Annotated in this window: 13 protein-coding genes; 8 read left to right on the forward strand and 5 right to left on the reverse strand. The window is 67.9% G+C overall.

The window, feature by feature from the left end; translation table 11 throughout:
• Positions 1 to 152: 152 nt before the first annotated feature.
• From OG394_RS24075 to OG394_RS24090, 4 genes are all read left to right on the forward strand, one after another.
• Entirely contained in the window at positions 153 to 1,475 is a 1,323-nt protein-coding gene (locus OG394_RS24075) for an MFS transporter (protein WP_328989311.1), read from the forward strand.
• A gap of 124 nt (positions 1,476 to 1,599) precedes the next feature.
• Positions 1,600 to 2,718 (forward strand): methyltransferase domain-containing protein, encoded by a 1,119-nt coding sequence (locus tag OG394_RS24080; RefSeq protein WP_328989312.1) that lies wholly within the window; start codon positions 1,600 to 1,602, stop codon positions 2,716 to 2,718.
• A gap of 112 nt (positions 2,719 to 2,830) precedes the next feature.
• Complete coding sequence (locus OG394_RS24085) at positions 2,831 to 4,315, forward strand: DHA2 family efflux MFS transporter permease subunit (RefSeq protein ID WP_328989313.1); 1,485 nt, start codon at positions 2,831 to 2,833, stop codon at positions 4,313 to 4,315.
• Between the two features lie 146 nt (positions 4,316 to 4,461).
• Positions 4,462 to 6,954 carry a Tex family protein gene (locus tag OG394_RS24090; RefSeq protein WP_328989314.1) on the forward strand — a complete coding sequence of 831 codons (2,493 nt, stop codon included), beginning with the start codon at positions 4,462 to 4,464 and terminating at the stop codon, positions 6,952 to 6,954.
• A gap of 136 nt (positions 6,955 to 7,090) precedes the next feature.
• On the opposite strand, the gene OG394_RS24095 is transcribed toward OG394_RS24090, so the two are convergent.
• A complete protein-coding gene (locus OG394_RS24095; RefSeq protein WP_328989315.1) occupies positions 7,091 to 7,867 on the reverse strand; it encodes a GNAT family N-acetyltransferase in 777 nt (258 codons plus the stop codon).
• A gap of 42 nt (positions 7,868 to 7,909) precedes the next feature.
• Positions 7,910 to 8,341, reverse strand: coding sequence for a helix-turn-helix domain-containing protein (locus OG394_RS24100; RefSeq protein ID WP_328989316.1), 432 nt, complete (start codon positions 8,339 to 8,341; stop codon positions 7,910 to 7,912).
• Positions 8,342 to 8,405: 64 nt separating this feature from the next.
• Here OG394_RS24100 and OG394_RS24105 point away from each other — a divergent pair, with 64 nt between their 5' ends.
• Positions 8,406 to 9,662, forward strand: a complete 1,257-nt coding sequence (locus OG394_RS24105; protein ID WP_328989317.1) for an MFS transporter — start codon at positions 8,406 to 8,408, stop codon at positions 9,660 to 9,662.
• Here the strand turns inward: OG394_RS24105 and OG394_RS24110 are convergent.
• On the reverse strand, positions 9,571 to 9,987 hold the full coding sequence (locus OG394_RS24110) for a winged helix-turn-helix transcriptional regulator (protein ID WP_442914222.1): 417 nt from the start codon (positions 9,985 to 9,987) through the stop codon (positions 9,571 to 9,573). The genes OG394_RS24105 and OG394_RS24110 overlap by 92 nt on opposite strands.
• Before the next feature lie 93 nt (positions 9,988 to 10,080).
• Between OG394_RS24110 and OG394_RS24115 the strand changes: the two genes are divergently transcribed.
• The 3 genes from OG394_RS24115 (at position 10,081) to OG394_RS24125 (ending at position 12,460) form a co-directional block, all read left to right on the forward strand.
• Positions 10,081 to 11,475, forward strand: a complete 1,395-nt coding sequence (locus OG394_RS24115; protein ID WP_328989319.1) for an MFS transporter — start codon at positions 10,081 to 10,083, stop codon at positions 11,473 to 11,475.
• A 431-nt stretch (positions 11,476 to 11,906) separates the two neighbouring features.
• Complete coding sequence (locus OG394_RS24120; RefSeq protein WP_328989320.1) at positions 11,907 to 12,143, forward strand: hypothetical protein; 237 nt, start codon at positions 11,907 to 11,909, stop codon at positions 12,141 to 12,143.
• Positions 12,140 to 12,460 carry a hypothetical protein gene (locus OG394_RS24125; protein WP_328989321.1) on the forward strand — a complete coding sequence of 107 codons (321 nt, stop codon included), beginning with the start codon at positions 12,140 to 12,142 and terminating at the stop codon, positions 12,458 to 12,460. Before OG394_RS24120 ends, OG394_RS24125 begins: the two co-directional genes overlap by 4 nt.
• Positions 12,461 to 12,553: 93 nt before the next feature.
• Here the strand turns inward: OG394_RS24125 and OG394_RS24130 are convergent, their stop codons facing one another.
• Both OG394_RS24130 and OG394_RS24135 read right to left on the reverse strand, forming a co-directional pair.
• The gene (locus tag OG394_RS24130) at positions 12,554 to 13,327 is read right to left on the reverse strand and encodes a hypothetical protein (RefSeq protein ID WP_328989322.1); all 774 of its coding nucleotides are present in this window, start codon (positions 13,325 to 13,327) and stop codon (positions 12,554 to 12,556) included.
• The gene (locus OG394_RS24135) at positions 13,320 to 13,499 is read right to left on the reverse strand and encodes a hypothetical protein (protein WP_328989323.1); all 180 of its coding nucleotides are present in this window, start codon (positions 13,497 to 13,499) and stop codon (positions 13,320 to 13,322) included. Before OG394_RS24135 ends, OG394_RS24130 begins: the two co-directional genes overlap by 8 nt.
• Positions 13,500 to 13,774 lie beyond the last annotated feature (275 nt).

Consider the following 13,774-nt stretch of genomic DNA (forward strand, 5'->3'; position numbering starts at 1 on the left):
CGCCGACACGCCTGGTCACAAGGGCCCGATGAACCCAAGAGGGGTCGGCCTCCAGCGCTGGGCGTTGGAAGTTTTTTGGCAGGGTGTGTCGAAAGCGGGTGGGGGGCTCCGACGTATGGGCATAGGAACTCATTCGTGAAGGGGCGATCGACATGCGTACTCCCAGGGCCCTGCGGCCGCTAAGCATTCCGGCCTATCGGTGGCTCGCGGCGGCGTTGGTGTCGTCGGTCGTCGGGTCGGGAATATGGATGGTGGCCCTTGTCTGGCAGGTCGTCGCCCTTGGTGGCGGCGCGTCGGAGTTGTCGCTGATCGCGTCCGGGTCGGCGGTCGGCATGCTGGCGACGATCCTGGTCGGCGGTGCGCTGGCCGACCGGCTCCCGCAGCGCCGGATCCTGCTGGTGGTCGAGTCGACCAGGGCGATCTCGGTCGGGGCCATCGCGGCTCTGTCGATGGCCGGAATGCTCCAGGTGTGGCAGCTGGCCGTGGCCTCCTTGATCGGCGGCGCGATGGGCGGGCTGTACTACCCGGCCTACTCCGCGCTGCTGCCGGCCGTACTGCCCGAGGACCAGCTGCTCGCGGCGAACGGCTTCGAGGGCATGGCCCGGCCGGTGCTGGGACAGGCGGCCGGCCCGGCGCTGGCCAGCGCGCTGATCGCGATCTCCTCGCCGGGTGCGGCGCTGGCCGTGACCGCGCTGACCGGACTGGTCGCAGTCTTCCTCCTGCGGGCGCTGCCCGAGGTGCCGGTGCAGGAGCGGACGGACGCTTCGGACCGCCACCCGGCGATGTCCCTCCTGATCGACGTCCGCGAGGGGTTCGGCTACATGGTCCGGACGTCCTGGCTGCTCGGCACGCTGGTGTTCGCGTCACTGCTGATCTTCCTGATCATCGGCCCGTTCGAGGTGCTGGTCCCGTTCGCGATCAAGGACCAGGCCGGCGGCGGCCCGCAGCACCACGCGCTGGTGCTGGCCGCGTTCGGGATCGGTGGTGCGGCCGGCTCGTTCGCCGTCGCCTCGTTCAAGCTGCCCCGGCGATACCTGACCGTAATGCTCTCGCTGTGGATGGGTGGCTGCGTCCCGCTGGCGGTGTTCGGTCTGACCGACCAGGTGTGGCTGATGGCCGTCGCGGCCTTCGCGGTGGGCGCGGCGTTCAACGGCGGCGTGGTGATCTGGGGAACCCTGCTGCAGCGCCGGGTCCCGAAGGCGATGCTGGGCCGGGTGTCCAGCCTGGACTTCTTCGTCTCGTGCGCGTTCATGCCGGTCTCGATGGCGGTCGCCGGCCCCGTCGGCCATTCCCTCGGTCTGTCGACCACGTTGCTGATCGCCGGCCTGGCGCCGACGCTGATCGGCCTGATCGTGATCGTGGCCGCGCGGCTGACCCGCGACGAGATCGCCAACCCGCTGGACGCCGAGGACGCCGAGGTCGTCACGCTGCACCCGGAGGAGCCGGTCGCCCAGCCGCTGCCCGCGGCCGCGTAATTTGCGTAAAGCTCCTACGCCCTTGGGTTTGAAATGAACAGGGCTCGCCTACCTGGTTTACCTGTCAGCTTCCGCCACACTCGGAAGTGGAACTAGGAGGGCGGTTCGGATCAGCGGGGACGAGGTGGCCAGGCGGGCGGCGGAACTCCGTCGCCGGCTGGTCGCTGCCATGGTCGCTCGCGGGGATCTGGCGGATCCGGCCTGGCGGCGGGCCTTCGACGAGGTGCCGCGGCACGAGTTCGTACCTCTCTTCTATGACAAGCAGCAGAACCCGGTCAGCCGCCACCAACCCGAGCAGGTGCCGAGCTGGCTCGCCGAGGTCTATACCGACGAGGCCCTGGCGACCCAGCTGGCCGATGGCGTGGTGGTGTCGTCGAGCAGCCAGCCGAGCCTGATGGCGATCATGCTCGAGGCACTGCAACTGGAGGGGACCGAGCGGATCCTCGAGATCGGCACCGGCACGGGGTACAACGCCGCGTTGCTCTGCCACCGGCTCGGGGAGTACCGGGTGGTCACGATCGACGTCGATCCCGATATCACCAGCCTGGCGCGATCCCGGCTCGCGGATGTCGGGTACCAGCCGCTGGTCGTCACCGCGGATGGGCTCGACGGGTACGAGGCGCGTGCGCCGTACCAGCGCATCATCGCGACGGTCGGCCTCGAGTTCGTGCCGCCGGCCTGGCTCGAGCAGTTGACCCCGGACGGTCTGGTGGTGGCGCCGGTCGGCGTGGGCGTGATCCGGTTGCGGAACCAGGGCGACGGTACGGCGGAGGGCCGCTTCCTCCGGACGCCCGCGTTTTTCATGCCGTTGCGCGGGCTCGATACCGAGCAGAGCCTGCCCCGGCCGGACCTGCCGACGGGTTTGCCGCGGCCTACCGACGTACGGGCGAGTGTGCTCACCGGGAACGGCCTGCGCTTCCTGATGAGTCTGCTGATGCCCCGGTTCAGCTACCAGTACGACGTGGACACCCTCGACGCGAACGGTAAACCGACCAGCGCGCGCATCTGGTCGGCCGACGGGTCGATCGCCGAAGTGCGCGGTGGCGAGGTGCTGGAAGCCGGCCCTACCCCGCTGTGGTCGCGGCTGGAGGTGGTCCGGCGGATCCATCTCGAGCACGGCAAACCGAAACGCGGTCGCTTCGGCCTGAGCGTCGATCCGGCGGGGCAGCGGCTCTGGCTCGACTCCCCGGATGGCCCGAGCTGGCCGCTCGCGGTGCCCTCGGAAGGCCCGGCCAAGCGGTAGGTACCGGAGAGTTTCGAACTTTCTTCGGGATCGATGTCTAAATCGGCTTTTCTCATCCGACATATCTGTAGAGCCCCGGGAGACGGCCCGGGCAAGGTGTCGAGGAGAAGCTGTGAACCAGGTAACGAGCACTACCACCGGCCGGTCCACGGATCGTTCACGATGGCTCGCGCTCTACGTACTGTGCGCGGGCATGCTGATGATCGTCCTGGACGTCACCGTGGTGAACGTCGCGCTGCCGGCGATCCAGGATGACCTGGGCTTCAGTGGTTCCAGCCTCGCGTGGGTCGTGAACGGTTACCTGATCCCCTTCGGCGGCCTGCTCCTGCTGGCCGGGCGCCTCGGTGACCTGCTCGGCCGCCGAACGATCTTCGTCACGGGTCTGGCCGTCTTCACCGTCGCCTCGCTGCTGTGCGGGTTGGCCCAGAGCCAGGAGGTGCTGGTCGCGGCCAGGTTCCTGCAGGGCGTCGGTGGCGCCCTCACGTCGGCCGTCATCCTCGGCATGATCGTGACGCTCTTCCCCGAGCCGCGCGAGCAGGCGAAGGCGATCGGCATCTACGCGTTCGTGGCGTCGGCCGGCGGTTCGATCGGCCTGCTGGCGGGTGGCGTACTCACCCAGGCCATCAGCTGGCACTGGATCTTCTTCATCAACCTGCCGATCGGTGTTGCCACGGCTGCTCTGGCGATCCGCGTGATCGGCAACGACAGCGGTATCGGCTGGAGGCGTGGCGCGGATCTGCCCGGCGCCGTACTGATCACTGCCGCCCTGATGGTCGGCGTCTACACGATCGTGAAGCCCGCCGCCGAGCTCGGCTGGACCGCCGGTCAGACTCTGGTCCTGAGCGCCCTGACGCTGGTGCTGCTGGCCGGGTTCATCGCCCGCGAGGCGACGGCCGCGAGCCCGCTGGTACCGCTGCGGATCTTCCGCTCGCGCAACCTGTCCGGGTCGAACCTGATCCAGGCGCTGTCCAGCTCGGGCATGTTCGGCATCTTCTTCCTCGGTTCGCTGTACCTGCAGCGTGTGCTCGGGTACGACGCTCTCGAGATCGGCCTGGCGTTCCTGCCGACGACGATCGTGATGGGTCTGCTGTCGGTGCGGTACTCGGAGAAGCTCGTGATGAGGTACGGCGCCCGCCGCTCGCTGATCGCGGGTCTGGCGTTGATCGTGGTCGGCCTGGCCTACTTCACCCAGGCGCCGGTCGACGGTAGCTACGTCGTTCACGTCCTGCCCGTGGTGATCCTGCTCGGCCTCGGCGGCGGCGTCTGCTTCCCGGCCGTGATGACGCTGGCGATGTCCAGCGCCACCGAGGAGGACGCGGGCCTCGCCTCCGGCCTGATCGGTACGACGGCCGAGGTCGGCGCCGCCCTGGGTCTCGCCGTACTCGCCACCCTCGCCGCCACCCACAGCGCGGGCCTCGAAGGCACCGGCCGTACGGTCGAAGCGGCCCTGACCAGCGGCTACCAGTTCGCGTTCGCCATCGCCGCGATCATCGTCGCCGCCGCCATCGTCATCGCCCTCACCGTGATGCGCCCCGAACGAACCGCCTCCCCCGCCACCGAGCCCGCCCCCACCGACGACTGCCTCGAAGCCGCCTGACCGTCGGTCCCACCTTCCTCGCGAACCCGCCGCCGCCCGTCCGGCCGGCAGGTCCGCGGGGAAGGTCGCGTCCGGGGTTTTCCACAGGGGTGGTGGGGGCGACTTCGTGTTGTCGGTGGTGGACGGCAGAATGCACGGAGGCAATCGTGGTGGCACCGAAGAGGGGAACCGAGACAGTGGTCTTGCAGTCGATCGAGCAGAAGATCGCCGAAGAGCTAGAGGTCGGGGAGAATCAGATCCGCGCGGCGGTCGCCCTACTCGACGAAGGATCCACCGTGCCGTTCATCGCGCGGTACCGCAAAGAGGTCACGGGCATGCTCGACGACGCGCAGCTGCGCACGATCGAGGAGCGGCTGCGATATCTGCGCGAGCTGGAGGAGCGCCGCCAGACCGTGCTCGAGTCGATCGAGAGCCAGGGCAAGCTCGACGACGCGCTGAAGGCGTCGATCCTCGCGGCCGATACCAAGTCGCGGCTGGAGGACATCTACCTGCCGTTCAAGCCGAAGCGCCGGACCAAGGCGATGATCGCCCGCGAGGCCGGGCTGGAGCCGCTCGCCGACGGGCTGATGTCGGATCCGACCGTCGCCCCGCTGGCCGCGGCGGCCGTTTTCGTCAATCCCGAGCTCGGCGTGGCGGACGCGCAGGCAGCGCTGGACGGCGCCCGGTCGATCCTGGTCGAGCGCTTCGCGGAGGACGCCGACCTGATCGGTGAGCTGCGCGAGCGCCTTTGGAGTCAGGGCCGGCTGGCCTCGGCGGTGCGCGAGGGCAAGGAGGTCGAGGGCGCGAAGTTCTCGGACTACTTCGACTTCGACGAGCCGTTCACGAAGATGCCGTCGCACCGGATCCTCGCGCTGTTCCGCGGCGAGAAGGAGGACGTGCTCTCGCTGACGATCGAGCCGGAGCCCGCCGGCGCCGAGGCGGCCGAGGGCCCGACCGAGTATGAGGCGACCATCGCCCGCAAGGTCGGCGTGAAGAACGAGGGCCGCGCGGCCGACCCGTGGCTGATCGATACCGTGCGCTGGGCCTGGCGGACGAAGGTCCTGGTCCACCTCGGCATCGACCTGCGGATGCGCCTGCGCCAGGCCGCGGAGGACGAGGCCGTTCGCGTCTTCGCGTCCAACCTGCGCGACCTGCTGCTCGCCGCCCCAGCCGGGACGCGCGCGACGATGGGCCTCGACCCCGGTTTCCGTACGGGCGTGAAGGTCGCCGTGGTCGACGCCACCGGCAAGGTCAGCGCGACCGGCGTCATCTACCCGCACGTCCCGCAGAACCAGTGGGACAAGTCCATCGCCCAGCTGGCTCAGCTGGCCGCCGCGCACCAGGTCGAGTTGATTGCCATCGGCAACGGCACCGCCTCGCGCGAGACCGACAAGCTGGCCACAGAGCTGATCGCGAAACACCCGGAGCTCAAGCTCACCAAGGTGGTCGTGTCCGAGGCCGGCGCTTCGGTGTACTCGGCTTCAGCCTTCGCGTCGGCCGAGCTCCCGGGCATGGACGTATCGCTGCGCGGCGCGGTCTCGATCGCCCGCCGTCTGCAGGACCCGCTCGCCGAGCTGGTGAAGATCGACCCGAAGTCCATCGGCGTCGGGCAGTACCAGCACGACCTGTCCGAATCGTCGCTGTCGCGTTCGCTGGACGCCGTCGTCGAGGACTGCGTGAACGCGGTCGGCGTCGACGTCAACACCGCCTCGGCGCCGCTGCTCACCCGCGTCTCCGGTATCACCACCGGCCTCGCGGAGAACATCGTCAGCCACCGCGATCAGAACGGGCCGTTCCGCTCGCGTTCCGCGCTGAAGGAGGTCCCGCGCCTCGGCCCGAAGGCCTTCGAGCAGGCGGCCGGGTTCCTCCGCATTCCCGGCGGGGACGACCCGCTCGACTCCTCCAGCGTGCACCCGGAGGCCTACCCCGTCGTACGGCGAATCCTGGCGGCGACCGGGCAGGAGCTGAAGACGCTGATCGGCAACTCGTCCGCGCTCAAGTCGCTCAAGCCGACCGAGTTCGTGGACGACACGTTCGGTCTGCCCACCGTGACGGACATCCTGACCGAGCTCGAGAAGCCCGGGCGTGACCCGCGGCCCGCGTTCAAGACCGCCACCTTCGCGGAGGGCGTCGACAAGATCGCCGACCTCAAACCGGGGATGACGTTGGAAGGCCAGGTCACGAACGTTGCGGCGTTCGGCGCCTTCATCGACATCGGCGTGCACCAGGACGGCCTGGCCCACGTCTCGGCCCTCTCGAAGAACTTCGTGAAGGACCCGCGCGAGGTGGTCAAGCCCGGCGACATCGTCAAGGTGAAGGTCCTCGAGGTCGACACCGAGCGCAAGCGCATCTCCCTCACCCTGCGGCTGGACGACGAGCCGGGCGCCGCTCCGGCCAGAGGCCCGCGTTCACAGGGCGGCGGCGCGCAAGGCGGTCCCGGCGGCCAAGGTGGTCAAGGCGGCCAGCGCGGTCCGGGCGGTCAAGGCCGCGGCGGGTCCGGCGGTTCAGGGCGTGGCGGTTCGGGCGGTTCCGGTCGACCGGGTGGTTCCGGTGGACGCGGTGGCGCCGGCGGCCAGAGCAAGGGTGCCGACCCCAAGCAGCCAATGGACGAAGGCTCCCTCGCCGACGCCTTCCGCCGCGCCGGCTTCACCGTCCGCTAACCCACATGGCCTGAGTTTCGCCTTCTAACATTGACGTTTCACCGATCGGCCCAGCTTCGCCCAAACGGGTGAACCCGGGCCGATCGTCGTTTCTTTTATGCGTTCATTCGTCGCAATCCGCCGTTCGATCGCCGTCTCAGCGCAAGGAGTCCAGGTGGCCGCCGGGATCACCGAGATGTACGGCGGTCGCGGCCGGCGCAAACCCGATCCCCCGGTAGACCCGATCCGAACCATCGTCGCCCGGGGTCAACCAGGCGAGCGTCGCACCCGCCCTATCAAAGGCGGCCTGTGTGGCGAAGGCCGTCGCGAAAGCGCCAAGCCCACGGCGCCGGTAGTCCGGCAAGGTCCCGACGCCGGCGATCTCGGTCACGCCATCGGCCACGGCAGTCCAGAGCGCGGTCGCCACGGGCACGCCGTCCCAGCGGATGAGCACGCTGCCGCCGTCCGCCGGATCCTCCTTGAAACTCGACGCCACGTCTTCATCGCCGTACGACGCGATGGCCACGCGGTCCGCCTCGGCTTGCTCCTCCGGCGACCGCACGATCGAGGCGGTCACCTCGGCCGGCGGCTCGGGCGAACGCAGACCGGTGGGCTCCACGGCGAGCAGCGGCGGGCGCGAGGCAATCGTCATCCCTTCGGCGGCAAGCGCGTCAGCCAGCCCCGGGTTCGCCTCTTCGATCAGCTCGGCGCTGAGCCAGCGGCCTTCGGCGGCGAACGCCTTGCGCAAAGTGTCCAGCGCCCACGGCACCTCCTCCGGGTCGAACGCGACCCCAGGCTCGGCCGCGAGCACACCGGAGAGGAACCAGACATCCTCATCGTGCAACAGCCCGACCAACGGCCCGGCCACGATCTGCCGGCGCGAGCGAGTTCGTCCTTGCAATTGAGCGGACGCGATCCGCACGGCGAGTTCCATCCAGCAAACCTAACCGCCAGGCCGCCCGGTCACGAGCTGAATTCAGCGGCCAGGCTCAACGGCGAGGAGAACGGCGTCGAGTAGACGGTCGACATCCCGATCAGTGCAGTCTGCATCCAGAACAGTCGACAGGGCCGCGATCGTCTGCTCCAGCCGCTCCTGAACCACTCGAACATCGTTGCCCTGCGCAACTGCAAGCCGGTGCGCGACCGCCAGCACTCGCGCACCATGCCCATCGCCGGCCGCGCCGGCAGCACCAGGTGTGGTGGTCGTGTCGGCGAGGTTGACCTGCAGATCGGCACCCAACGCCCGAGCGAGGCGCTGAAGAGCGGCGACGGTCGGGTTCCCGCGGGCATTCTCGAGGTTCGCGATATACGGCACGGACAATCCGGCATCCATGGCCACTGACGCGATCGTCCGCCCAGCGGCCTTCCGCCGGGCGCGCAGCACCGCACCGAGTTCCTGCTCATCCACGCACACAATCTATCTTGTCAAAATAGTACTGCCAAGAACTGTTCCATGAAGATACTTTTCGGCCATGCGCGCAGCCCTGAAGAATCCGCGGTTCAGATTGATCTGGGCCGCCGGTTCGATCTCAGGCCTGGGCAGCTGGTTACTCGTCGTCGCAATCCCCGTGCACGTCTACCAACTAACCGGATCGGCCACCGCGACCGGTCTCGCGCTCGCACTCGAGGCGCTACCACCGCTATTGATCGGCCCATGGGCGGGCGGCCTGCTCGATCGATGGAACCTGTCGCGCGCGATGTGGCTGGCCGACCTCACGGCTGCCGCCAGCGTCGGCCTGATCCTGCTGGCCGATTCGCCGGACCGGATCTGGCTGATCTACCTGGCGATCTTGTGCGAGAACATCGCCTCGACCGTCTTCCGGCCGGCCTCCCGAGCGCTGATCCCATCGGTGGTCGACAAACCCGATCTCCCCGGCGCGAATGCCCTGAATGCCTTGTCCGGCAGCGTTCTCCGCCTCGCCGCACCACCTCTCGGCGCAGTGCTACTCGCCGGCCCCGGCCTCGTGACCGTCTTGATGGTCGACATCGCGAGCTACCTCACCTCAGCCCTGCTGATCGCCCGTGCAGGACGAGAAGAGCGAGCCGCGCGCACCACCAAAGCCACCACCAACCAGCGGTTCGAGGTGGGAGAAGGCTGGCGGGCGATCCGCAGATCGCCCAGCCTGCTGGGGATCCTGGTCGGCCAAACCCTGTTCCTCACCGCGAACGCAGGCCTCACAGCCTTGCTGGTCCCCTTCGTCGTCAACGGACTCGGTGAACCAGGCGCGGCCGTCGGCTACCTCATCTCAGGTCTGGGCGCCGGCTTCCTCCTCGGCGCCGCCGCAAGCGCCGCGGCCTACCGACGACTGGCCATTCATCACCTGATCAGTGCGGCACAGCTGGCCACTGTCGGAGCGTTCTTCGCGATGGTCAACGCGCCCGGCCTCGCCGTCGCAATCGCCGCCGCCGTGCTGATCGGCATGTCCGGCAGCATCCTGCTGATCACCGTCGAGACCACGGTCCAGACCTCATCCCCAGCGGCAGTCCGCGGCCGAGTCGGCGCACTCTTCTTCGCGGCCGACTCCCTGGCCGTGATCGCAGGAGGCCTCGGCGCACCGATCGCGACCCACGCGCTAGGCCTCACACCGGCGCTCAACTTGATCAGCGCGACCGGCCTGGTCGCCGTACCGGTGACTTTCAGACTTCTGCAACCGCGGTCGAAGCTGCGGCCGCGTCGTACGAAGCGCGCGCCGAAGCGATCTCGCGCTGGTGGCCCTCGGTCCAGGTGACGAGGGCCTGGATGGTGTCGTGCAGGGTGACGCCGAGCGGGGTCAGCTCGTAGTCGACCCGCGGCGGCACGACGGGGTAAACCGTGCGGCGCACCAGCCCGTCACGCTCGAGTTGGCGCAGGGTGACCGTGAGCATCCGCTGGCTGATGCCGTCGATGGTGCGTTTGAGCTCGGTGAAGCGCAGTTTGCGGTTGTCGAGCAGCGCGATCACCAGCAACGACCACTTGTCGCCGATGCGATCGAGGATCTGCCGGACGTCGCAATCCTCGCGGGTATCCCACTGGAATGCGTCCTCGGTACAGCAGGAGGAACTCGGTTCCTTCAAAGTGCCTTCTTCCACAATTCCCAATGGTTCCGCACGATGGGTTCAGTTACAAGAGGGAACCGACCCTCGTTTCGAGAACTGAGGAGCCATTCCGTGCCTACCCCACTCGCCAGCGACTCCGACCGGATGACCGGCCGGGCGTGGGCGTTGCTCTTTGTCCTGTGCGGCGCGATCTTCCTCGAGGGCATCGACGTCTCGATGATGGGCGTCGCGCTGCCATCCATCCGCGCCGAACTCGGGATGACCACCAGCGAACTCCAATGGGTGGTCAGCGCCTACGTCCTGTCGTACGGCGGCTTCGTGCTGCTCGGCGGCCGTGCGGCCGACCTACTCGGCCGGCGGCGGATGTTCGTCGGCTGGCTGGTCGTCTTCCTGCTCTTCTCCGGCCTCGGCGGTTTCGCCACCGAGGGCTGGATGCTGATCGTGGCCCGCTTCATGACCGGTGTCGCCGCCGCGTTCATGACGCCCGCGGGTCTGTCCATCATCACCACGACCTTTCCCGAAGGCCCGCAGCGCAACAAGGCTCTGCTCGTGTACGCCGGTACGGCCGCGGGTGGTTTCTCGCTCGGCATGGTGGCGGGTGGTCTGCTCGCTGCGATCGACTGGCGTTGGGTCTTCTTCGCGCCGGTCCTGCTCTCGGCGGTCATCCTGGCTCTCGCGATCCGGCTGATCCCACGCGAGGCCCGGCCGGCTCGCATAGCGGGCGGGTTCGACGTACTCGGTGCCATCATGTTGACCGGCTCGATGCTGTTGCTGGTCTCGACCGTCGTGCTCGCTCCGGACGTGAGCCCGGTCCGTTCGGTCATCACGCTCGCGCTCAGCCTGGTTCTACTCGCGGCGTTCATTCGGCACGAACGGCGTTCGGCTTTGCCGCTGGTACGACTCGGCATCTTCCGTTCGGCCGCGCTCGTCCGCGCGAACCTGGGCGCGATGTTGCTGGTCGGCTCGTTTGTCGGGTTCCAGTTCATCGCCGTGCTCTACCTGCAGGAGGTCCGGCACTGGTCGGAGCTCGAGACCGGACTCGCGCTGATGGTCATCGGGCTCGACGCGATCCTGGCGCCGACGCTCACGCCCGTACTGGTTCGCCGGTTCGGCAATCCCGCGGTGATCGTGACCGCATTCGTGCTGGCCGTCGCGGCGTACGCGCTGTTCCTTCCGCTAAGCAACGACTGGACCTATGCGGCCATGCTGCCGGCCTTCCTACTACTCAGCCTGGCCTTCTCGTTCGGCTATGGACCATTGACGATTGCCGCGACCGACGGCGTTGCCGAAGAGGAGCAGGGTCTTGCGAGCGGCGTACTCACCACGTCGTTCCAGTTCGGGTCGGCCCTCGGTCTAGCTGTCGTCGCCTCGGTGATCGCTGCGTCCGAAGGCGGTCTGCGTACGGCACTAGTGGTGCCACTAGTCGCCGGCGCACTCGGCGTACTCGTCAGCGCCCCCGGCCTCAAAACGAGACAGGTGGCGCCCTCAACCGCAACAGCCGCATAGCGTCGCCAGCGCCGCCTCGCCTTACAACCAAGGCGAGGCGGCGAGTGGGTTTTGGAAAGTTACATCGCTGTTATTTACGGGCGCTGACCAAACGGTCCGAACAGCATGTCGGAAGAACCTTTCGGCGGTGATGAAAAGACCCCGGGCACCGACTTTGGCAGGACAAAAGTCAACAGTGAGTTCGCGGCCGAGACCACAGCGAGACCGGCCCGTGACCTGGGGTTTCTCACTCAGTAAGACATTTGTAAAGGTCCTTCCCAGTCCATATCCATTGGCCTTCTTATGAGGTGTTCTTTACTTATGCCGATCGATTGCGCAAGCAGGACGAGCAGCCTCCGGGCCGCTGGTTCGCCGGTGCCACTAGCGGGGGCTCCGGACAAGATCGGCACCGCCCGAATTCCAGGTTCCGCCCAAAACCTGAAGGACCGCTGATGGACGAGTTGGCCGGTTCACCGACCTCCCCCACCTCACACCGACGAGTTCGCGTCTGGTTCGGCGATCACCCGATCGCGGACCACATCGCCGAGCCGCTGCAGGCCGAGCGTTACGAAGAGGCCATGCGCCGCCGCTTCGCCTGCTGCCGAGTCACCAACGACCCCGCCGTGATGCCGACCCTGACGATCGCATCGGCACTCACCCCGGCCCGCACGCCCGAGCCGACCCGATGACCACCCGTCCGCTGCTGCTCGGTTATCTGCGGGCGGACGAGACGGCCTCAGCGGCCGAACTGGCATCGCTGACGTCGTCACTGGCGAGCTTCGCCAGCGCGGAAGGTTTCACCCTCGGCACGGTCTACACCGAACGCGACTGCAGTACGCCGGCCGCGTTCCACGCGCTGGTCGACGAGGTCAATCGCCTCGAGGTGCGAGCGGTCGTCGTACCGAATCTCGAGCACCTCGGCGGTTTCGACGTCGTCAGCACCATGCGCAACCACCTGGAGCAGCACACCACGGCCCGGGTAGTGGCGGTGCAACCCGCCCCCTAAGCAGCGGAGCTGATGTCTTGACCCCTGCATCGGCATCGGCTCCGCTTTCCACTTGAAGAAGGCCCTCGCCAATTGGCGAGGGCCTTCAAAGTTTCAGCTGGTGATGGTGTAGCCGTAGCGTTCCATCACGGCGGCGGTTTCGGGACCGAAGGAGCCGTTGGCGGGCAGGCCGAACTTGGCCTGGATCTTGCGGGTCATCCGCTGGAAGTGCTGATGCCACGGCGTTCCGGACGGCGGCAGGATTTCGGACCGGGTGATCGCGCCGATCTTGGGATGCGAGGCCCACGCCAGTACTTGGGCTCGATCCGCTGCCCAGGTCCCGCTCATCGCGTCGCGTTGGCAGGCGATCTCCATCGCGCCGAGGGAGATCGTGGTGTTGACGCCCGGCCGCGAGATCGGCTGCGGCGGCACGTTCGCCGCGCGCAGGCGCTGGTAGTGCTCCCACGTCATCCGGTAGTACCCGGGCGGTCCGTCGTCCGGCCCGCGATTCGCGAGACCGTTGCGGCCGCGGCGGTATTCCTTCACCTGGTGGGCCGCGCCACGCGACAGGTCCTGGTCGCCGACGGCGATCGCGTGGATGTGCCACGGCCAGTCGCTCTGCGCCGGCGTTCGCAACCACGCGGCGAAACCGACCTTGCGCAGGGCCAGCACGACGGCTTTGCGCTCTTTCGCTGACAATTCAGTCGCCCGTACGTCGATCGCGCCGCCGCCGTCGTGCGTGCCGGCTGAGGCGCTGACACCGCCGCGGTTGTACGAGCCTTGCATGACGTCGAACTCGAACTCGGTCAGCCGCTCGGCTGCTTCGATCATCGCCACGGTTCGCTTGTTCAAGCGCTTACCCCGCCAGATGACGCGGACCTCAGACATCGGCGCCACCAGCACTTCCAGGAGCGCCGGCAGTTCCGAGGATTTGTGCCGCGTCGTCGGCGGCCGCCAGTGCCTCCAACTGATCGATCTCGTCGTCGGTCACTTCCTCCGGACCGAGATCCGCCTCGAACTCCGCGAACTCGGCCGGTTCTTCAAAACGCAGTTCACTCATTCCGCCCCCAACGGCTTCGCTACGTTACTTTTTGGCCCCATCAAGCCCCCCGGCCGACAGTCCTCACCAGGTTAGGGGCGTGATGGGGGCACGTCCACGGATTCGATCCGACTTGCACGGTCGGGCAGGTGTGAGGTTCGCCGGAGTGGGTACGAGGGGGTTGTCCCGCGGTTCCGTAAGTCCCATCCGGGCAGGTGGCACCTACCGAGCCGCGGTCTCCCGCTGAGGGGCAGGAGAGTCGACCGATGGCGGCAGCCGAAGACGTTCGGCTGCCG

The organism is Kribbella sp. NBC_01245 (genome assembly GCF_036226525.1).
GTDB lineage: Bacteria > Actinomycetota > Actinomycetes > Propionibacteriales > Kribbellaceae > Kribbella.

Bases quoted from the DNA above. Each gene is read 5' to 3' on its own strand.
- OG394_RS24075 (WP_328989311.1), top strand. From the start codon at position 153: ATGCGTACTCCCAGGGCCCTGCGGCCGCTAAGCATTCCGGCCTATCGG.
- OG394_RS24120 (WP_328989320.1), top strand. From the start codon at position 11,907: ATGGACGAGTTGGCCGGTTCACCGACCTCCCCCACCTCACACCGACGA.
- OG394_RS24130 (WP_328989322.1), bottom strand. From the start codon at position 13,327: ATGTCTGAGGTCCGCGTCATCTGGCGGGGTAAGCGCTTGAACAAGCGA.
- OG394_RS24125 (WP_328989321.1), top strand. From the start codon at position 12,140: ATGACCACCCGTCCGCTGCTGCTCGGTTATCTGCGGGCGGACGAGACG.
- OG394_RS24135 (WP_328989323.1), bottom strand. From the start codon at position 13,499: ATGAGTGAACTGCGTTTTGAAGAACCGGCCGAGTTCGCGGAGTTCGAG.
- OG394_RS24105 (WP_328989317.1), top strand. From the start codon at position 8,406: ATGCGCGCAGCCCTGAAGAATCCGCGGTTCAGATTGATCTGGGCCGCC.
- OG394_RS24095 (WP_328989315.1), bottom strand. From the start codon at position 7,867: ATGGAACTCGCCGTGCGGATCGCGTCCGCTCAATTGCAAGGACGAACT.